The 19,576-nt window shown below is 67.8% G+C and carries 18 protein-coding genes and 1 tRNA gene; 14 read left to right on the top strand and 5 right to left on the bottom strand.

All coding sequences use genetic code 11. The features are described 5' to 3' along the window. Positions 1–62: 62 nt before the first annotated feature. A complete protein-coding gene (locus tag ACFXIV_RS18950) occupies positions 63–1,004 on the top strand; it encodes an ABC transporter ATP-binding protein (RefSeq protein WP_379400915.1) in 942 nt (313 codons plus the stop codon). Positions 1,005–1,006: 2 nt separating this feature from the next. Continuing rightward, entirely contained in the window at positions 1,007–1,750 is a 744-nt protein-coding gene (locus ACFXIV_RS18945) for a hypothetical protein (protein ID WP_379400914.1), read from the top strand. Between the two features lie 72 nt (positions 1,751–1,822). Here ACFXIV_RS18945 and ACFXIV_RS18940 read toward each other — a convergent pair whose 3' ends face one another. Continuing rightward, the gene (locus ACFXIV_RS18940; protein WP_040813159.1) at positions 1,823–2,026 is read right to left on the bottom strand and encodes a cold-shock protein; all 204 of its coding nucleotides are present in this window, start codon (positions 2,024–2,026) and stop codon (positions 1,823–1,825) included. Between the two features lie 393 nt (positions 2,027–2,419). Here ACFXIV_RS18940 and ACFXIV_RS18935 point away from each other — a divergent pair, with 393 nt between their 5' ends. From ACFXIV_RS18935 to lysA, 7 genes are all read left to right on the top strand, one after another. After that, positions 2,420–2,854 (top strand): flavodoxin family protein, encoded by a 435-nt coding sequence (locus ACFXIV_RS18935; RefSeq protein ID WP_379400913.1) that lies wholly within the window; start codon positions 2,420–2,422, stop codon positions 2,852–2,854. Positions 2,855–3,106: 252 nt separating this feature from the next. Next, a complete protein-coding gene (locus ACFXIV_RS18930) occupies positions 3,107–3,685 on the top strand; it encodes a PadR family transcriptional regulator (RefSeq protein ID WP_379400912.1) in 579 nt (192 codons plus the stop codon). Further along, positions 3,682–5,709 (top strand): FAD-dependent oxidoreductase, encoded by a 2,028-nt coding sequence (locus ACFXIV_RS18925; protein ID WP_379400911.1) that lies wholly within the window; start codon positions 3,682–3,684, stop codon positions 5,707–5,709. Before ACFXIV_RS18930 ends, ACFXIV_RS18925 begins: the two co-directional genes overlap by 4 nt. Further along, the gene (locus tag ACFXIV_RS18920; protein WP_379400910.1) at positions 5,709–6,299 is read left to right on the top strand and encodes a VOC family protein; all 591 of its coding nucleotides are present in this window, start codon (positions 5,709–5,711) and stop codon (positions 6,297–6,299) included. Before ACFXIV_RS18925 ends, ACFXIV_RS18920 begins: the two co-directional genes overlap by 1 nt. A 132-nt stretch (positions 6,300–6,431) precedes the next feature. Beyond that, positions 6,432–6,851: a DUF4189 domain-containing protein gene (locus tag ACFXIV_RS18915; protein ID WP_379400909.1), complete on the top strand. Its 420-nt coding sequence runs from the start codon at positions 6,432–6,434 to the stop codon at positions 6,849–6,851. Positions 6,852–7,016: 165 nt separating this feature from the next. Next, positions 7,017–7,811 (top strand): mycolate reductase, encoded by a 795-nt coding sequence (gene cmrA, locus ACFXIV_RS18910; RefSeq protein ID WP_354834405.1) that lies wholly within the window; start codon positions 7,017–7,019, stop codon positions 7,809–7,811. 133 nt (positions 7,812–7,944) lie between these two features. Beyond that, entirely contained in the window at positions 7,945–9,291 is a 1,347-nt protein-coding gene (gene lysA / locus ACFXIV_RS18905) for a diaminopimelate decarboxylase (protein ID WP_379400908.1), read from the top strand. Between the two features lie 6 nt (positions 9,292–9,297). Here the strand turns inward: lysA and ACFXIV_RS18900 are convergent, their stop codons facing one another. Next, positions 9,298–11,034, bottom strand: a complete 1,737-nt coding sequence (locus ACFXIV_RS18900; protein WP_379400907.1) for a helicase HerA-like domain-containing protein — start codon at positions 11,032–11,034, stop codon at positions 9,298–9,300. A 191-nt stretch (positions 11,035–11,225) separates the two neighbouring features. On the opposite strand from ACFXIV_RS18900, the gene orn reads away from it, so the two are divergent. Then, positions 11,226–11,849 (top strand): oligoribonuclease, encoded by a 624-nt coding sequence (gene orn, locus ACFXIV_RS18895; RefSeq protein ID WP_379400906.1) that lies wholly within the window; start codon positions 11,226–11,228, stop codon positions 11,847–11,849. 76 nt (positions 11,850–11,925) lie between these two features. Beyond that, positions 11,926–11,998, top strand: a tRNA-His gene (locus ACFXIV_RS18890). Positions 11,999–12,146: 148 nt separating this feature from the next. On the opposite strand, the gene ACFXIV_RS18885 is transcribed toward ACFXIV_RS18890, so the two are convergent. After that, on the bottom strand, positions 12,147–13,082 hold the full coding sequence (locus tag ACFXIV_RS18885; RefSeq protein ID WP_379400905.1) for an undecaprenyl-diphosphate phosphatase: 936 nt from the start codon (positions 13,080–13,082) through the stop codon (positions 12,147–12,149). Positions 13,083–13,476: 394 nt separating this feature from the next. Here ACFXIV_RS18885 and ACFXIV_RS18880 point away from each other — a divergent pair, with 394 nt between their 5' ends. From ACFXIV_RS18880 to ACFXIV_RS18870, 3 genes are read left to right on the top strand one after another with little or no spacing between them, the layout of a single operon-like run. Next, complete coding sequence (locus ACFXIV_RS18880; protein ID WP_379400904.1) at positions 13,477–14,475, top strand: SGNH/GDSL hydrolase family protein; 999 nt, start codon at positions 13,477–13,479, stop codon at positions 14,473–14,475. A gap of 58 nt (positions 14,476–14,533) precedes the next feature. After that, complete coding sequence (locus tag ACFXIV_RS18875) at positions 14,534–16,090, top strand: ArnT family glycosyltransferase (protein ID WP_379400903.1); 1,557 nt, start codon at positions 14,534–14,536, stop codon at positions 16,088–16,090. 31 nt (positions 16,091–16,121) lie between these two features. Then, the gene (locus ACFXIV_RS18870) at positions 16,122–17,132 is read left to right on the top strand and encodes an SGNH/GDSL hydrolase family protein (protein WP_379400902.1); all 1,011 of its coding nucleotides are present in this window, start codon (positions 16,122–16,124) and stop codon (positions 17,130–17,132) included. 13 nt (positions 17,133–17,145) lie between these two features. Here the strand turns inward: ACFXIV_RS18870 and ACFXIV_RS18865 are convergent, their stop codons facing one another. After that, entirely contained in the window at positions 17,146–18,114 is a 969-nt protein-coding gene (locus tag ACFXIV_RS18865; RefSeq protein WP_379400901.1) for an SDR family NAD(P)-dependent oxidoreductase, read from the bottom strand. A gap of 34 nt (positions 18,115–18,148) precedes the next feature. Then, entirely contained in the window at positions 18,149–19,564 is a 1,416-nt protein-coding gene (locus ACFXIV_RS18860; RefSeq protein WP_379400900.1) for a glycoside hydrolase family 27 protein, read from the bottom strand. Between the last annotated feature and the right edge of the window lie 12 nt (positions 19,565–19,576).

Genomic DNA, 19,576 nt, shown 5'->3' with positions numbered 1-19,576 from the left:
GGGGAGACGATTCACCCGGCAGCGGGAGGACACGGCCGCGACGCGGAACCAGGCTGAGGTCCATGACCACCATCGACCTTCACGAGCTGACCAAGGACTACGGCCCGAAGCGGGTGCTGGACCGGGTCACCTGCGCGGTGCAGCCGGGCCGGGTCACCGGTTTCCTCGGTCCCAACGGCGCGGGCAAGTCCACCACGATGCGGCTCGTGCTCGGCCTGGATCGGCCGACCTCGGGCCGTGCGACGGTGGCCGGTCGCCCGTTCACCGCTGCGCACCGTCCGCAGGGTCTCATCGGCGCACTCCTCGACCCGTTCGCGATGCATTCGGGCCGCACCGCGTTCGCGCACCTGTCGGCACTCGCCGCCGCGGGCGGGATTCCCCGGCGGCGCGTGGACGACGTGCTGGGGGTGGTCGGTCTCGAGACCGTGGCCGGCAAACGGATCAAGACGTTCTCGCTGGGTATGCGTCAGCGGCTCGGGATCGCCGCCGCGCTGCTGGGCGACCCGCCGGTCCTGATGCTCGACGAGCCGTCCAACGGGCTCGACCCGGAGGGCATCATCTGGCTGCGCAGCACGCTGCGCGGCCTTGCCGACGAGGGCCGGACGGTGTTCGTCTCCAGCCATCTGATGACCGAAACCGCGTCCTTCGCAGACCATCTCGTGGTGCTGGGTCGTGGCAGGGTCCTCGCCGACTCCGGACTCGACGACTTCATCGATCGCCATGCCCGGCCGCGGGTCCGGATTCGCACCGACTCCCCCGAACCCTTGCGCACCGTGCTGACCGATGCCGGCTTCGATCCGGTCGCGGATGATTCGGGGCGCTGGTATGTCAACGGGGCGCGGGTCGGCACGGTCGGTCCACTGCTCGTCCGGGCCGGGGTTGCGGTCCTCGAACTTGCCGACGAGTCGGGAACTTTGGAGCAGGCGTACCTCGCTCTGACAGCGGACGCCGCCGAGTTCGCCTCTGCCAGCTCGGCCCTCGCGACACCGGAAAAGGTGATGTGACAATGTCTTTCACAGCCGTCCTGCGCTCCGAATGGATCAAGGCCCGATCGCTGCCGGTGCTCAGCGGCCTGGTCGCGCTGATGTTCGCAGCCACCGTGGGGTTTTCGCTGACCGGGACCGCCAGTCTCGGCAGGCACGACGCGGGCAAGCCGGGTTTCGATGCGCTGCTGATCTCGTTCTACGGCATCAATTTCGGTCAACTCGCCGCCATCTGCGTCGGAGCCGTCTGCGCGGCAGCACAGTTCAGGAACAACGGAGCGCGCATCTGGTTCGCGGCGGTACCGCGCCGGGGCCTGGTCTATTCGGCGAACCTTCTGGTGATCGGCGTGAGCACACTACTGGCGGGTCTGCCGACCGCGGCGCTGTGTTTCCTCGTCGGGCAACCACTGCTGGGGGCACACCGGGTGCGGGTCGATGATCCGGCGGCGTGGCGCGCAATCATCGGCTGCGCACTCTATCTCGCACTGATCGCCCTGTTCGCCGCCGGCCTGGCGACAATGTTCCGAAACGCCATGGCCGCCATGGGAATTCTCGTACCCGTGGTCCTGCTGCTGTCGTTCACCCTCGGCGACGTCACCCACGACGGCGGCCTCGTCCAATTTCTCCCCGACCGGGCGGGCAGGCAGGCACTCGTCCATACCCCCTCGGGAACCCTCGGCCCCTGGACCGGCCTCGCCGTCACCGGCATCTGGGCGGCCGCCGCGATGTGGGCCGGATGGGAAACCCTGCGCCGCAGAGATTTCTGACTCCGGCAGCGCAACGCCTCGAAAAAGCACGAAACCCGCGCCGATCGGCGCGGGTTTGTGTTGTGTCGGCTCCTAGATGGCGCGGACGTTCTGCGCCTGCGGACCCTTCTGGCCCTGGCCGATCTCGAACTCGACCCGCTGGCCCTCGTCGAGGGACTTGAAACCGGAGCCGGCAATCTCGGAGTAGTGGACGAAAACGTCGGGACCGCCGCCGTCCTGCGCAATGAACCCGAAGCCCTTTTCGCCGTTAAACCACTTCACACTGCCTTGCGACATTCTTTTTAAATCTCCCTGTTGCGAGCCGAGTGATCACATCAACAACCCGTGCTCGCTACCAGCATGTCACACTCCCGCAAGCCGGTCAGCAACGCCCCGATCAGCGGCGTCCCGCGCGCCGACGGCGACGGGCTCCGCACCCGCCACAGAAGCAACATGACAGCGCACCCGACCTGCGGTCTGCTCCGAATTAACAGCCCCACATATATGAAATGCCATAGTTCCAAAGTGATCGACGGAACCATGACCACCAGAATTGGCCGTCGCCACACCGGCACCGGCCCGAGCGTGCGAGTCCTATGACGGCCGACACACCGCTTCGGTGTCACGGTCGAGACTCGGGTGGTGTCTCCGAGCATGTCCGATCGATGCGGGTAGCGAAGGAGCGTTGTGATGAAGGCCCTGATCGTGTGCGTTTCGGTGTCACATGGCAATACGCGGCGGGTGGCGGAGGCCATGGGCGAGGTACTGGAGGCCACGATCCTGGAGCCCGAGCAGGTCGAGGTGAGCTCACTCGGGGAGTACGACCTGGTGGGGTTCGGGTCGGGGATCTTCAACCAGATGTTCCACCCCCGGCTGCGCGGGTTCGTACGGTCGCTGCCGAAAGCGGAGCGCGGCAGGGCATTCGTGTTCGCCACCAGTGGGTTTCCGCCGCAGCTGTGGCCGATGGCACGGCTGGTCCGGCGCGCTGGGTTCGACGTGGTCGACACCTTCTCGGTTCGCGCGTTCGACACCTGGGCACCGCTGCGAGTGGTCGGCGGCGTCAACAAGGGGCGGCCGGATGCCGGTGATCTCGAGGCGGCGCGGGTCTTCGCCGCCGGACTGTGAGCACGACGACGCTGAACAAGCGCGCCCGAATGTGTATTGGATCCGGAAAGACGTGATGGTGTTCTTGTAGGTGATGTCCACCCGCAGCTTCGCGCCGCCGAACTCGTCCGGCGTGACGGTGGCCTTGTCGACGGTGATCTGAAATCAGGTTCGTGACCGGCCGCGTTAACCGACACACCAGCGAGTCCGCACCACGCCGAATCGTTATGCACTGAATTGCATAGTACGTCTCGTCTCAGTTACCCTGGCGGCATGGCCCTCGAACACGCGCTACTGGTATCGCTGACCGAACGTGCCAGCTCGGGATACGACCTGGCGCGCCGTTTCGACAAATCCATCGGATTCTTCTGGAACGCTACCCACCAGCAGATCTATCGCGTGCTCAAGCGCATGGACGAGCAGGGCTGGGTCATCGCGGAGACCGTGGCCCAGGAGGGCCGCCCGGACAAGAAGGTCTACACCGTCTCCGACGCCGGCCGGGCCGAACTGATCCGCTGGATCGCCGAACCCGCCGACCTGGAACCCATGCGCAATGAACTCGGCGTGAAGCTGCGAGCCGCCTCCCTCGGCGATGTCGGCGCGCTCACCGCCGAGGTGCAGCGCCACCGTGACCAGCACGCGCACCGGCTCGACCTGTACCGCACCTTCGAGAAGAAGGACTACCCCGCGCCGGATCAGCTCACCGGCCCCAAGCTGCACCAGTACCTCGTCCTGCGCGGCGGCATCCGCGTCGAGGAGGGAATCGTCGACTGGTGCGAGGAAGTACTCGACGCCCTGAAGCGCGACTCAGCCCGGTCGCAGGCGTCCGAACCGAAAGGCTCTCAGCGATGAGCGCGTACCCGCACCTGTTCGAGCCCCTGGACCTGGGATTCACCACGCTACGCAATCGCGTGGTCATGGGTTCCATGCACACCGGCCTCGAGGATCGGGCCTGGCACACCAACCGGCTGGCCGCCTACTTCGCCGAGCGGGCCAAAGGCGGTGTCGGACTGATCATCACGGGCGGCTACGCCCCCAACCGCACCGGCTGGCTGCTGCCGTTCGGCGCCAAGCTGACCAACAGGACCGAGGCCTACCGGCACCGCGCCATCACCAAGGCGGTGCACGCCGAGGGCGGCAAGATCGCGCTGCAGATCCTGCACGCGGGCCGCTACTCCTACATGCCGACCAGCGTGTCCGCCTCCGCCATCAAGGCCCCCATCAACCCGTTCAAGCCCCGCGCACTCTCGTCCAAAGGCGTCGAGGAGACCATCGACGATTACGCGCGCTGCGCCTACCTGGCCAAGTTCGCCGGGTACGACGGCGTCGAAATCATGGGTGGTGAAGGCTATTTCATCAACCAGTTCCTGGCCGAGCGCACCAACAAGCGCAAGGACAAGTGGGGCGGCTCGCCGGAGAACCGCCGCCGCATCGCGGGCGAGATCGTGCGCCGGGTGCGCAAGGCGGTCGGACCGGACTTCATCATTGTCTTCCGCCTGTCCATGGCCGACTTCGTGGAGAAGGGCCAGACCTGGGACGAAATCGCCGCCGTCGCACGGGATGTGGAGGCCGCCGGCGCCACCATCATCAATACCGACATCGGCTGGCACGAGGCCCGGGTGCCCACCATCGTCACCTCGGTGCCGCGTGCGGCGTTCGTGGAGTGGACCGCGAAGGTCAAGGACCTGGTGAGCATTCCGGTGTGCGCGTCCAACCGCATCAATATGCCGGAGACCGCCGAGGAGATCCTCACCCGCGGCGATTCCGACCTGGTGTCGCTGGCCCGCCCGCTGCTCGCCGACCCGGACTGGGCGCGCAAGGCCCAGGACGCGCGGGGGGACGAGATCAATACCTGCATCGCCTGCAACCAGGCCTGCCTGGACCACGCCTTCCAGGCCAAAACCGTGTCCTGCCTGCTGAATCCGCGCGCCGGGCACGAGACGGAGCTGAAGCTGCTGCCCACCCGCCGGACCCGGAAGTTCGCCGTCGTGGGCGCGGGCCCGGCCGGACTCTCGGCCGCGGTCAGCCTGGCCCAGCGCGGGCACCACGTGGACCTGTTCGAGTCCGACGACAAGATCGGCGGGCAGTTCGACATCGCCCGCCGGATCCCGGGCAAGGAAGAGTTCAACGAGACCCTGCGCTACTACACCAGGCAGCTCGAAATCACCAGTGTGCGTGTGCATCTCGAGACCCGGGCCACCGCCGAGCAGCTCATCGCGGGCGGCTACGACGAGGTCATCCTGGCCACCGGCGTGAAGCCGCGCATCCCCAATATCCCCGGCATCGACCACCCGAAGGTGCTCACCTACGCCGAGCTGGTGCGCGACGGCAAGCCGGTGGGCAAGAAGGTGGCGGTCATCGGCGCCGGCGGCATCGGCTTCGACGTGAGCGAATTTCTCAGCGTCGAAGGACATCCCAGCCTCAAGCTCGACGAGTGGAAGGAAGAGTGGGGCGTCTCCGACGATCCCACCGTCCCCGGCTTCGTCACCACCCCCAGGCCCTCCCCCGCCGCCCGGGAAGTCGTGCTGCTGCAGCGCAAGTCGTCCTCCTTCGGCAAGGGACTGGGCAAGACCACCGGCTGGGTGCACCGGGCCGCGGTCAAGGCCAAGGGCGTCGAGCAGATCGGCGGCGTCAACTACGAGCGCATCGACGACCGCGGCCTGCACATCAGCTTCGGCGAGAAGCGCCAGCGCCCGCAGATCATCGAGTGCGACAACGTGATCCTGTGCGCAGGCCAGGAATCCGTGCGCGACCTGCACGAGCCGCTGCAGAACGCGGGCGTGAAGGTGCACCTCATCGGCGGCGCCGACCTGGCCGCCGAACTCGACGCCAAACGTGCCATCAACCAGGGCACCCGGCTGGCGGCGGCCCTGTAATGCCGAACCTCACCCGCCTGGGACTGCCCGGAGACGAGCAGTCCTGGGCGGCACTGGGTTTCATCGTCAGCGGCGGCCGAGTGCAGATCGGCCGCGTCGCCTGCACCCTGGGCGAGCCCGCCTGGGGCTTCGACGAAACCCATGCCGCCCCCGAATCACTCGGCATCCCGTACCTGGAATCGACTACACCCGAAGCTGATTCCATGCCGGTGCATCCGAACGGCGTGACCACCGTCGATCACGTCGTCTACTGGGTGCCCGATCTGGACGACGCCGTCGCCGATCTGACCTCCGTCCTGGGTGTCCCGCCGCGCCGGCGCTTCTTCCCGCGCGGCCCGGAAGGACCCGAAATGGCCTTCTACCGGGTCGGCGAACCGTTCATCGAGGCCGTGTCCTCCGGCCGCGCGCCCGCCCTGACCGGCGTCGCCTTCCTGTCCCCCGACCTGGACGCCACCGTCGCCGCCGTCCGCGCCGCGGGCGGCCCCATCGGCGACCCCAAACCCGCCGTCCAGGGCGGCCGCATAGCCAGCGTGTGGCACGGTCACCTGAACTGGGGCATCGCCTTCATGGAGCCCAAGCCCCGCAATTGACCGGTCACGACATTTTCGGCCGGAATCCCGAAATGACCTATACACCAACCGATTCAGATGGTCGGGAATGTCGTACCACCCTGCCATGATCGCGGAGCACTTGCTTCAACGATCCTGGGGGAGAAATTCTCTATGCATCTGTCTCGTAAGGCCGCCGCCGGTGCGGTGGCCTCCGCCGCCGCGCTGATGAGCACCGGTATGGGAACGGCGCACGCCGACTACGACTACTACGGCTCCTTCGCCGTCGCCGACCGGGGCGACCAGTGGTCCATCGGCTACGCCTACAACGCGCCCGACCAGGGCCGCGCCGACGCCGACGCCATGGACGAGTGCGGCTACTCCAACTGTGTGGTGGCGCTGCGCTGGAACAACGGCTGCGCCGCCCTCGTGGACCGCGACGGCCGCCTGTACACCGGCCTGGGCAACAACCTGGCCGCCGCCGAGCGCAATGCTCTCGCGGCCAGCGGCCCGGACCCGAACCCCCTGATGGTGAGCCTGGGCAGCGCGGATCCCTCCCAGGCCAGCGTCCTCATCTCGAAGTGCACGGCCTGATCTCGAAGTGCACCGCCTGATCCGGGCAGGCACTTCCTGATCCGCCCGCCGGACACGCGCTGAACGGCGTGAACGCGGGCGTGCGGGTGGGGTGGTTCCCCTTTCGTCCACTCCACCCGCACGCCGCGCGCCCCATCCGCGCGAACATCGGTAGGCTCGGGTCCCGTGAGCCTGCCTGTACCCACCGCCGACAATCGTGCCGTCGTCACCGGAGCCTCCTCCGGGATCGGCACCGCCCTCGCCGAAGAGCTTGCCTCGCGGGGCTACTCGCTGATCCTCGTCGCCCGCCGCGGCGACCTGCTGGCCGAGCTGGCACAGCGGCTGACCGAGCGGTACGGCATCACCGCCGAGGTGCGCGCGGTGGACCTGTCCGACCGCGATCAGCGCGCGCCGCTGGCCAAGGAGCTGGCCGCGCGGGACATCGCCATCCTCTGCAACAACGCCGGTGTCTCCACTTTCGGCCCGCTGGCCAAGCTGGACCTGGACTACGAGCGCGACATCATGGAACTGAATGCCGTTGCCGTGCACGATCTCACGCTGGCCGTGCTGCCGGGCATGCTGGAGCGCCGAGCGGGCGGCATCCTCGTCACCGGGTCGGCGGCGGGCAATATGCCGATTCCGAACAACACCACCTACTCCGCGAGCAAGGCGTTCGTGAACACCTTCTCCGAGTCGCTACGCGGTGAGCTCAAGGGCACCGGCATCAATGTCACCCTGCTGGCTCCCGGCCCGGTCCGTACCGACAACCCGGACCAGGAGGAGATGGGCAACAAGATCCCGGAGTTCATCTGGGTCACCGCCGCCCACACCGCCAAGATCACCATCGACGCGCTCGCCCGCAACAAGATGCGCGTGGTCCCGGGCCTGATCAGCAAGGGTATGAGCCTGGCCGGGCAGTTCGGCCCGCGCTCGATCACCTCGGTGGTGGCCGGCGCCGCCTACAAGAAGCTCGGCAGCTGATCAGCAAACCGTCAAGATCGGCGGGACGCTCGTAAAGGGGACGTTGCCGGACATTTCCGGACCCCGTTATCGGGCGTAGTCCTGGTGTCGGCCCCGCATGAGAGAAAGCGGGGGGCTCTCACCAGGAGACGTCTTGACGCTGCTCGAGATCTTCCCGTCGCTGCGTGACGGGGGCATGGTTCCCCGGCTCGATCCGGCGGTCTGGCCACGCGAAACCCACTACGACGCCGACGGGCGCATCACCGTCGGCGGCGTGGCGCTGGCCGACATCGCCGATCAGTACGGCACGCCGACGTATGTGCTCGACGAGGGCGAGGTGCGCACCCGCTGTCAGGCCTACCGCACTCGGTTCCCCGACGCCGAGATCATCTATGCGGGCAAGGCGCTGCTCACCCGCGCGGTAGCCGAATGGATCACCGACGAGGGACTGTCGCTGGACGTGTGCTCGGCCGGGGAACTGGCGGTGGCACTGTCAAGCTGGGCCGACCCGGAGCGGATCGTGCTGCACGGCAACGGGAAACCCTTCGCCGAGCTGGAGACGGCTGTGAACTGCCGGGTCGGGCGCATCGTGATCGACTCGCTCACCGAGATCACGCTGCTCTCGGCGCTGGCCGAGCGGCCGCAGCGGGTGCTGCTGCGCGTCACCCCCGATATCGACATCGACGGACATCCGGCGGTCCGCACCGGCGTCACCGATCAGAAGTTCGGTTTCCCGATCGGCGGGCGGGCGGTGATGGAGGCGGTGGATCGCATTGTGCGGCAACCGAATCTGACCCTGGCCGGGCTGCACTGCCATATCGGGTCGCAGATCTACAACACCTTCCCCTATGGCGAGGCGGTGCGGCGCATGATCGCCGAAATGGCCCGCATCCGCGACGAATTCGGCGTCACCCTGACCGACCTGGACCTCGGCGGCGGGCACGCGGTGGCCTACCGCAGCGGCGACGCCGAGATGAACCTGGCCGAACTGGCGGACATCATCGAGGATTCGCTGGACGCGGCCTGCGCCCGGCACGGCTTCCCGCGGCCCCGCATCGCCCTCGAGCCCGGCCGCGCCATCGTGGCACGGGCGGGCGTCACGCTGTACCGCGTGCTGTCGGTCAAACACGTCGAGCACGGCCACACCTACGTGACCGTGGACGGCGGTATGAGCGACAACCCGCGGGTCGCCCTCTACGGCGCGCGCTACGACGCCGTGGTCGCCAACCGGCATCCCACCGGCCCGCACATGACCGCCACCATCGCCGGACGCTACTGCGAGGCGGGCGACATCCTGGCCCGCGACGTCCGGCTGCCGGCCGACCTGCGGCCCGGCGAGGTGCTGGCCATGCCGTGCACCGGGGCGTACCACCACAGCCTGGCCTCGTCCTACAACGGCGTCGGCCGCCCGCCGATCGTCGCGGTCCGCGACGGCGGGTGCCGGGAGCTGGTCCGCCGCGAAACCATCGACGATCTGCTCAGCCGCGATATCGGGCGCTGAGCCGAGCTACCGTTTCCGGGTGCCGAAGATGCTGCGGCTGATCTCGCGCCCGGCGACGGTGGCCGCCGACCGCAGGAAGTTCTTGAAGGCGGGATTCTTGACGATCTTCTCGGCCATCGAATCCTCCTGCGGGGCGGGCCTGGCCGAGCGCGAGCTCTTGGCCGCCGCCTCGTCGGCCTGCCGCTGCGCGGTCGCCTGAATCTTCGCGGTCAGGATCTCGTAGGCCGATTCGGCGTCGATGGTGGTCCCGTACTTGCCGTACAGCGTGGACTGCTGTGCGCGGGAACGGATTCCGTCGTCTCCGATGGTGTCCATGAGCGAGCGCGGCGGCTGCATGCGTGCCCAGGCGACCGGTGTGGGCGCGCCCTTCTCCGACAGCACCGTCACCACGGCCTCACCGATACCCAGTGAGGTGAGCGCCTTTTCGAGATCATAGGTAGCGGTCTTGGGATAGGTGCGCACCGTCTTCGACAGTGCCGCTTGATCTTCCGGCGTGAACGCGCGCAGCGCGTGCTGGATGCGCGCACCCAGCTGGGAGAGCACCGGATTCGGGATGTCGGTGGGCAGCTGGGTGCAGAAGAAGACGCCGACGCCCTTGGAGCGAATCAGCTTCACCGTCTGCTCCACCTGGTTCAGGAACGCCTTGGAGGCGTCGTTGAACAGCAGGTGCGCCTCGTCGAAGATGAACACCAGCTTGGGCTTGTCCATATCGCCGACCTCGGGCAGCGTCTGGAACAGGTTGGCCAGCACCCACATCAGGAAGGTCGAGAACATCTGCGGCCGGGCGGCCTGCGCACCCAGCTCGAACAGGGTGATGACGCCCTGTCCGCCCGCGGTGCGCATGAGATCGGCGGGCTCCAGCTCGGGCTCGCCGAAGAAGGTGTCGCCGCCGTCGGCCTCCAGATTCACCAGTGCGCGCAGGATCACACCCGCGGTCTGCGCGGAGACGCCGCCGATGCCCTTGAGATCTTCCTTACCCTCCGGGCTGGTGAGGTATTGGATGACCGCGCGCAGATCCTTCAGATCCAGCAGCGCCAAGCCGTTCTGGTCGGACCAGTGGAAGATCAGGCCGAGGGTGGATTCCTGGGTTTCGTTGAGCCCCAGCGCCTTACTGAGCAGGATCGGGCCGAACGAGGTGATGGTGGCGCGAATCGGCACGCCGATCCCCCCGGTGCCGAGGGAGACGAACTCGCACGGGAAGCCCTGCGGCTTCCAGTCCGGATCGCCGGTCTCCCGGGCGCGGGCCAGCAGCTTGTCGTTCGCCTGCCCGTGCTGCGCCAGACCCGACAGGTCGCCCTTGATATCGGCCAGCACCACCGGCACGCCCGCCGCCGAGAGCTGCTCGGCGATGCCCTGCACGGTCTTGGTCTTACCGGTACCGGTGGCACCCGCGACCAGGCCGTGGCGGTTCATGGTCTTCATCGGAATCCGCACCCGCGCATCGGGATGCACGGTGTCGCCGACGATCACGGTGCCCAGCTCCAGCGCCAGACCCTCCATGGCGTATCCCGCCGCGATCTCCTGTGCGGCGGCCTCGTCCTCGGCGGCCTGATCAGATTCAGCGGCAGCGGTTTTCGCCTTGCCGTTGCCCCCCGGAGCCGTCTCAGCGGCCTTGGCCGCCGCCTCCTGATCGGCGGCTTCCCTTTCCGCGGCCTCGGCGGCGGCCGCCGCCTCCGCCGCGATCCGCGCAGCCGCCTCCGCCGCCTTCCGTGCCGCCGCTGCCTTCTCCTGCGGGGTGGTCATCGCGCATCCTCCGTCTGCTCTGCCAACTGCGACTGCCCAGTGAACTACTGCCCTCGGAACTGCCCAACCAACATGCCGACCGCTCGTTATGCGGGACTGGTGTGAACGATACTGCTCGGTCGGGCGGCCGAGCGGGCTCGACGCGGCCGGGCCTCCGGGTCGCGGAACGCCGAAGCGTTAGTGTTTGGCGGGTGGACAAGTACGTGGTGTGGATGGACTGCGAGATGACCGGCCTACAGCTCGACAGCGACAAGCTGATCGAGGTGGCCGCACTCGTGACCGACAGTGACCTCAATATCCTCGGCGACGGCGTGGACATCGTGATCCACGCCGACGACGACGCGCTGGCCGCCATGCCGCCGGTGGTGGCCGAGATGCACGCTCGCTCCGGACTCACCGAGGAGGTCCGCCGCTCCACCGTCTCCGTCGCCGAGGCCGAGCAGCAGATCCTCGACTACATCAAGCAGTACGTCCCCACCGCGCGCACGGTCCCGCTGGCCGGCAACTCCATCGCCACCGACCGCGGCTTCATCGCCCGCGACATGCCGGCCCTCGACACCCACCTGCACTACCGCATGATCGACGTCAGCTCCATCAAGGAACTGGCCCGCCGCTGGTACCCGCGCATCTACTTCGGCCAGCCCGAGAAGGGCCTCGCCCACCGCGCCCTCGCCGACATCAAGGAATCCATCCGCGAGCTCGAGTACTACCGCCGCACCGCCTTCGTCCCCGCCCCCGGCCCCTCCACCGCCGAGATCGCCGCCGTCGCCGCCGAACTCTCCACCCCCGGAGCAACCGCTCCCGAGGCTGGCTAAACCCCATCTGAACAGCCGATTAGGTACTCGTCGTGGCGACACGTTAATATCTACCGCGCCGGAAGTTACGGCAATGGTGGCTGTAGTTCAGCTGGTAGAGCACCAGGTTGTGATCCTGGGTGTCGCGGGTTCGAGTCCCGTCAGCCACCCCGACGCGAGGCCCCGATCCCCACCGGATCGGGGCCTCGCCGCATTCCACCCGAATTCCGCTGCACCCCAATTCGATCCGCCCCGTCGGCGCCCGACGAGGGTTGAGCGCCGACCCATGTGGGGACGCGCCGCGGATTCGAATCCGTCTCACATGAATCGGATGATCGACAGCGTGCCCGCGATGATGCAGTAGGCCGCGAACGGGAGGAGGGTGCGTGTGCGGAAGTAGCGCTCCAGGTAACGCACCGCCAGCCACGAGCAGGTTCCGGAGACGAAGGCGCCGAGGAGTACCGGGCCGCGGATGGCGGCGATCCTCGGCTCGGCGAGCTCCGGCAGCTCGACCAGGCCGGCGCCCAGAATCGTCGGAGTGGCGAGCAGGAAGGCGAATTTGGCGGCGTGCTCGTTTTCCAGACCGCGCCACAGGCCACCGACCATGGTGAGTCCCGCGCGGCTGAAGCCGGTCAGCAGTGCGCCGGCTTGGGCGAATCCGACACCGATGGCGTCCAGGGGGCTCAGGGCGGCCAGCGGGCGGTCGGTCTGACGGGGGTGCTTCGGTCCGGCGGGGTGAACGGACCGGTGGGCCTCACGGCGGCCGAACCGGCGACCGTATTCCGCCAATGTCGGTTCGTTGCGCCTGCGCAATCCCTCGCCGATGACGAGCACGACACCGTTCAAGGTGAGGAAGACGCTGGTGTCGACGGGCGTGGTGAACAGCGCGTGCAGCGGACGATCCAGGAAGGGGCCCAGGACCGCGACGGGAAGAGTGGCGAGAACGATCAGCCAGGCGAGTCGCTGCGGAACGGTTTCCGCACGCCGGGTTCGCAACGTGGCCAGGAAACCGGCGATGATGGCCAGCCAGTCACGCCAGTAGTAGCCGAGCAACGCGATCGCCGTGGCCACGTGCAACGCCACCACGAAGGCCAGATAGGTCGCGCCCCGGCCGGATCTTCCTACTGTCACCTGCTTCCAGCTACCACCGACCCAATCCGCGACCAGGACCGAGTGCCCCAGGCTCGAGATCGGGAACAGTTCGGTGACACCTTGTACGGCGCCGATGACAGCGGCTTGCAAGTAGGTGATCATCGGCTCGAGTTTCGCACGGGTGTTTCGCCGCAACCCTGAGACCCCGATCGATGGGCAAATTGTCCGAATTCACTACTCCGCCAATCACTTACGAGGCTCGAGCACCGGACGCCGCACGCATCATTCGGCCTGTTCACACGGCTACCACGAGGCGAAAAGCAGTATGAGGACAGCAGATTCGCTGCCCGAAACCCGAATCTGGCGTCGACTGAGTGAATTTCGGGTCATCCCACCCTGTGAGCCGGAGTAGCCACCCGGCGGGTCCGACAGTCCACCAACCACTTGCTTGCCGAGAAAGTGAAAAGACGATATTTTGCTTTATCTGTCAGACGCTGTGACCTGCGTCATGGTCGACACCCTATGCGGGCTGGCCGTGGCCCGATGAGGATTTGCATTGACCAGTTCCTGGACTACAGGCCGGGCCGTGCTCCGGCTCCGGCTGGGCGCCGCCGTCGGCGTGCTCGCCGCGGCCGTGTCGGTGAGCACGGCCGACGCCGAACCGGCACCGGCACCGGGCCGCGCGCTCGTCGTGCTCGGTGACTCGTACACCGCGAACCCACCGTGCGATGCGGTGCTGGTGAAGTGCGCCGACGAGAACAGCACCGGTCTGCAGGCCTGTTTACACGGCCCCACCTCGTGGCCCGTTCAACTGAGTGGGCTGATGGGCATCGCCGCCGAGGACTTCGAGAACAACTCGTGCTCCAGCGCGACCATCGATACCGGTCCGGTGACATCGACCGGGGAGAAGGTTCCCGGCCGGGACGGATACACCCTGACGCAGGAGGCGCTCGAAGCCGCTCGGGACGGGTCGTTCGGGCCGCGGACCCAGGTGGTGGCGATCCAGCTGGGTTTCAACGACGCGTGGCCGAAGGATGACGCGATCACCGCCGACGCGACCAGGGTGTTCACCTGTGTGTTCAACGTCGTCGAGGGCTGCGACGAGAACGCGGTGGCCGAGGGCCGGTGGCCGGCGCTCGATGCGATCACCGGAGCGGCCTACGCCGACCGCATTCGCAAAGTCGTCGACTACGTGAAGTACTACGCGCCGAACGCGAGGATCGAACTGGTCGGCTATCCCGAGGTGGCGCCGGAGGACGCCTCGGAGTGGTGCTTCGACTTCCTCGGTCTCGTCCGCTGGGTGCAGCCGCGGGCACGCGCCATGGTCGAGTTCTGGAACCGGCTCCAGGATGCGCAACGCGACGCGGCCGGGATGCTCCAGATCGACTTCGTCGACGTCAAGCAGGCGACCGCGGGTCACGGATTGTGTGCTGCCGATCCGTGGTTCAACGGCTTCCTCGATCCGCAGATCAACCTGGCCGGCTTGCCGTTCCATCCCTCCCCCCGCGGGGACGCCGTCGTGGCCGCCACCGTCTACAGCCACATCGCGCACTGACACGGCCTCACCCTGCCAGCCGGTCGAGTACCGCCGTGGCGCATCCATCGGAGAAGCAATGACGCTCACGTACACCCCAGAATCCGAATCGACCTCGGCACCACCCGAATTCGCGTGGCGGGGCGTCCTGCTGGTCTCGGGGTTGATCACGCTCGTCTGGTCCGTCTCCGCGGCACGGTTCCAGCTCGCCGGTGACGAGCTGTACTACCTCGCGTGTGGCCGGCGACTGGCGGTCGATTACGTCGACAACGGACCGGTGATACCGCTGATCGCGCGGGCAGCCGACGTGATCGCCCCCGGATCTGTTCTCGCGCTGCGGATCCCGGGGTTGCTGCTGCTGATCGCGGTGTCCGTCCTCGCGGCGGCGGTGGCCCGAGAATGCGGTGCGCGGCCGCGCTACCAGATGCTCGCCGCGGCGGGGTACGCCGTCTCACCGTTCGTCGTCGCCTACACCGTGCTGGACAGCGTCGCATTCGACGTGGCGTTCCAGGCGTTGATCATCTGGCTGCTGGTTCGCTGGGTGCGCACCCGCCAGGACCGCTTGCTCATCGCCGCGGGTGTGGCGGCGGCGATCGACGTGCAGGACAAATGGCTGGTGCTGATGCTGGGGGCCTGTGTCGCCCTCGGCGTTCTCGCCGTCGGACCCCGCGAGGTCTTGCGCCGCCGCGCACTGTGGGCAGGGCTGTCGATCTTCGCGGCCGCCATGACGCCCGCCCTGCTGTGGCAGGCCTCCCACCATTGGCCACAGCTGGCGACCAACAGCGCCATCGCCCAGGAAACGGCGGGGAGCGACGGCGGACAGCTGGGGACGGTCGTGGCGATCATGGTGGTCACCGGATTCCTCGGCGGCGGGCTGGGCGTGCTGGGCCTGTACGGCCTGGCTCGGGAGCCGAAGCTGCGGCCGTATCGGTTCGTGCTGATCGCCGCCTTGCTGATGGTGGTTCTGGTCGTTGTCGGGCACGGCCGGTCCTATTACGTCGCCGGGATCGTTCCCGCGATCTTCGGCGCGGGCGCGTCGATCCTGTCCGGCTTCCTGGACGTCGCGGGTACCCGCGCCGTGCTGCTGCGGCGGTTGTTCACCGGCCTCACCGTCCTCTCCGCGGTGCTGACCGCCTGCTCGGCGCTGCTCCCCTACCCCAAGAGCTGGATCGACGTGCCGGACACCGGCTACTGGGGCTTTCTGCAGCACTACGGCAACGACAACTGGGAGGACCTGGCCGACGCGGTGCACAAGGTGGCGATCGGTCTGCCGGCCGAGGAACAGGCCGGTGCCGTCGTTGTCACCGAGGCCTACAACGAGGCCGGGGCGCTCGACCATTACGGTCGGTCGGAATGGATTCCGCCGGTCTACAGTCCCAATCGTGGCTTCGCCGAATGGGGCCCGCCGCCGGACTCGGCCACGACCGTCATGTACGTCGGCTACAACGACGGACCGGAGCTGCGGGCCTTCCTGGCCAATTTCGCCCACACCACACCGGCTTTGCAGATGGACAACCCGCTCGGCATCGCCGGACAGAATCACCACGTGACCGTGTGGATCTGCCGCGAGCCCCTGGTTCCCATGTCCGTCGCCTGGCCGAAGTTGACCTATATGGTTGTCCCACCGGCCTCTTGAGCGAGAGTGCCGACGTCATCGAGGATTTGCATTGATCAGTTTCAGGACCAGCAGCGGGGCCGTGCTTCCACTCAGGCTGGCCGCCGCCGTCGCCGTTCTCGCCGCGGCCGGCTCGATAGGCACCGCCGCCGCCGACGAACCGGCTCCGGTCGAGGGCAAAACGCTTGTGGTCATGGGTGATTCGTTCGCCGCGAACCCGCCGTGCGATGGGGTCCTGGTGAAATGCGACGGCAACAACGACGTCGCGGCACACGAATGCCTGCACCGCGACACGTCCTGGCCCGTCCAGCTGAGCACGCTCATGGGCGTCGCCGGAACCTCGGACTTCGAGAACGCCACGTGCACCAACGCGTCGATCGACAGCGGCCCCGTGACCTCGAGCGGGCAGCAGGTTCCGGGCCGCGACGGCTACACCCTGGCGCAGCTGGCGATCAAGGCCGCCAAGAACGGGGCGTTCGGGCCCCGCACCCAGGTGGTGGCGATCCAGCTGGGAGCCAACGACGAGTGGCCGCATGATTCGGCGACCACCGCCGATGCCCCCGCCCAATTGACCTGCGCGTTCAACATCTCTCAGGGTTGCGACGCCGATGCGGTGTCCCAGGGCCGATGGCCCGACCTCGACACGGTCAACGGACCGGCCTACGCCGACCGCATCCGCAAAGTGGTCGACTATGTGAAGTACTACGCCCCCAACGCCAAGATCGAACTGATCGGCTATCCCGAACTGGCCCCGGCGAACTCGACCGCCTGGTGTCTCGACGTCCTGGGCGTCTTCCGCTACGTCCAGCCCCGAGCCACTGCCATCAACGAATTCTGGAACCGCCTGGACGACGCCGAACGCGATGCCGCCCAAGCCCTTTCCATCGACTTCGTCGACGCCCGGACCCCCACCGCCGGCCACGGCCTCTGCTCCCCCGACCCCTGGCTCCTCTCCGTCCTGGACCCCAAGGTGAATCTCGTCGGCCTCCCCTTCCACCCCACGCCCCGCGGCGACGCCGCTTTAGCCGCCGAGGTCCACAGCCGCATCACACAGACCCGTTGATCCGAAGTAGCCGCTATCCCGCGTAGGCGGTTTTGCCGCCGTCGATCACCATCTGGGCAGCGGTCATGTACGGGAAGTCGTCGGAGGCCAGGGCCAGGGCGAAGGCGGCTATCTCGTCGGGGGTGGCCATGCGGCGCAGGCCGGGGACGTGCTGTTTGCCGTAGACCTCGGTCATGGTCTTCCATACCTCGTCGGGGAGGTTCATCGCGCCTGCCGCGCGCCGGACCAGTTCGGTGTCGGTGGTGCCGGGGATGAGGGTGTTGATGCGAATGTTCTTGTCCGCGTAGTCGTAGGCGGCCGCTTGGACCATGCCGACCAGCCCGCGTTTGGCGGCGGTGTAGGCGGCCCGGCCCTCGGTGGTGGCGATGGCGTTGGACGAGGAGGTGACGACCACGACCCCGCCGCCGCGGGCGATCAGGTGCGGGATCTCGTATTTCAAGGCCAGGAAGTTGCCGCGCAGGTCGGTGTTGACGACGTCGTCCCATTCGGCGGAGCTGTACTCGTGCAAGGCTTTCTGCAGCGTGATGCCCGCATTGTTGAAGCAGACGTCGAGCCCGCCGTACTTGTCGGCGACCGCGTCCACGAACTGGCGCACATCGGATTCCACCCGGACATCGGCCCGGATGTAGGTGGCTTCCCCGCCCGCGGCCCGGATCTGCTGTTCGACCTGGCGGCCGAGTTGTTCTCTGCGGCCGCAGAATCCGACGTGCCCGCCCTCGGCGGCGAACATCAGGGCGGCCGAGCGGCCGATCCCGGAGGTGGCGCCGGTGATCAGCACTACCTTCCGGTCGAAACGCCGTGCGCCGGAAGGCTTTACCACGGGGGTCGGCGCTCCGCCCTGGACGAGGGCGATGCCGCCGGCCGCGCCCGCCGCCGCGGTGAGGGTCGCGGCGACTCCGGTGGTGGTGAGGAGCCGTCGCCTGCTGACCCCCGAGGCGGGGCCGGGTTCGGCGGCGGATTCGGGCTCAGTGCTGGCATCCATAATGGATAGCGTAACTATCGGATAGTTCTACTGTCTACTCTCCGGATGGAGTTGCCGCACAGCCGGAACCGACCTCGAACATGGCCACACCGTGCGCCGGAATATCGGCGGCGCTCAGTGCACCGGTGGTCGTGGTGTCGGTGTGCGTCCACAGATTGCGCACCGAGTAACACTCGGCCTGCCGCAATCCGGTTGCGGCCAGCCCGGTTTCGATGGTCGCCGCCCGATCGCCAGGATTGAACACGGCCACCGCCACCGCGCCGCCGGCGAGCTGCTTGACCAGAATCCGCCCGTCCCCCGGCAGCGGCGTCGCCTGCGCCACCCGCGAATCCTGGTCCACGGCAATGACATCGGCATTGGTCAGCAGGGCGCGTGTCCGCTCGGACATCGCGCGTACATCGTTTCCGGCGATCAGCGGCGCCGCGAGCATGGCCCACAGCGAGAAGTGCGCGCGCTGCTCCTCGGGATCAAGGCTGAACTGCGGATCACGCAGGCGGCCGACCACCTCGGGCGACAGATCGAACGACGTCTCGAGTTCGAGAATCTGGCGGGTCGTCAACGGCCCGCCCAGAACGTCGGCGGGATAGCCCGCCAGATGCGCGCCGATGAACTCGGTCAGCGGCAGCCCGACCACCATCATGTCGGGATCGTTCCAGTAGCCCGGGCGGGTGCGGGTGGCCAGCGGCTCGGCGGCCCCCAGCTCGTCGGTGACACCGATCAGGCCGCGCCCGGATCGGGTGGCCAGGTGCTGATCCGGCGACCCGTTGTGCCACAGCGGAATCAGATCCGCGGTATTGCGGGTCATATCCGAGATGGTCGACCAGTCGTAGTCCCCGCCCGCGTGCAGGTTGCCGGAACTGTTCGGGTTGATGCTGTAGACGATCCGCCGCCCGCTGGCGCGCAGGGCATCCCGCATGGCGGTGAAGGCGGGCACCTGCTCGGCGAGGTCGGTGTCGGCCCGGCACCAGTCGTATTTGAGGAAGTCGACGCCCCAGCCCGCGAAAGTCCGTGCATCCGCGGTCTCGTGCCCGCGACCGGCATTGTCGGGCGTCTGCCCGCAGGTCTCGTTGTAGGGGCTCGAGTACAGGCCCAGATACATGCCGCGCGCGTGCGCGTAGTCGGCGAGCGCGGCCATGCCGTGCGGGAACCGCCGCGGATCGGCCCGCAGGTTCCCGGCGGCGTCGCGTTTCGGGGCAGCCCATCCGGCATCCAGATTCACGTAGCGGTATCCGGCGTCGCGCATGCCGGAGCCGACCATGGTGTCGATGACCTCGTGGATGTTCTGCTCGGTCAGCGGAATTCCGGAATTCCACGAATTCCAGCCCATGGGCGGGGTGAGCCGGCCACCGACCGCTGCGATCGGGGCGGGACGCGGCGGCGCGGCCGCGGTGTCGGCGGTCAGCAGGGCGGTGGCGACGACCAGCGCGAACGACAGGATTCCAACTCGCACGCGGGACGTCTC

The organism is Nocardia sp. NPDC059236 (assembly GCF_042754085.1).
Lineage (GTDB): Bacteria > Actinomycetota > Actinomycetes > Mycobacteriales > Mycobacteriaceae > Nocardia.
Note: the sequence above shows the minus strand (reverse complement) of the source record. Positions and strands in the feature narration are given on the sequence as shown.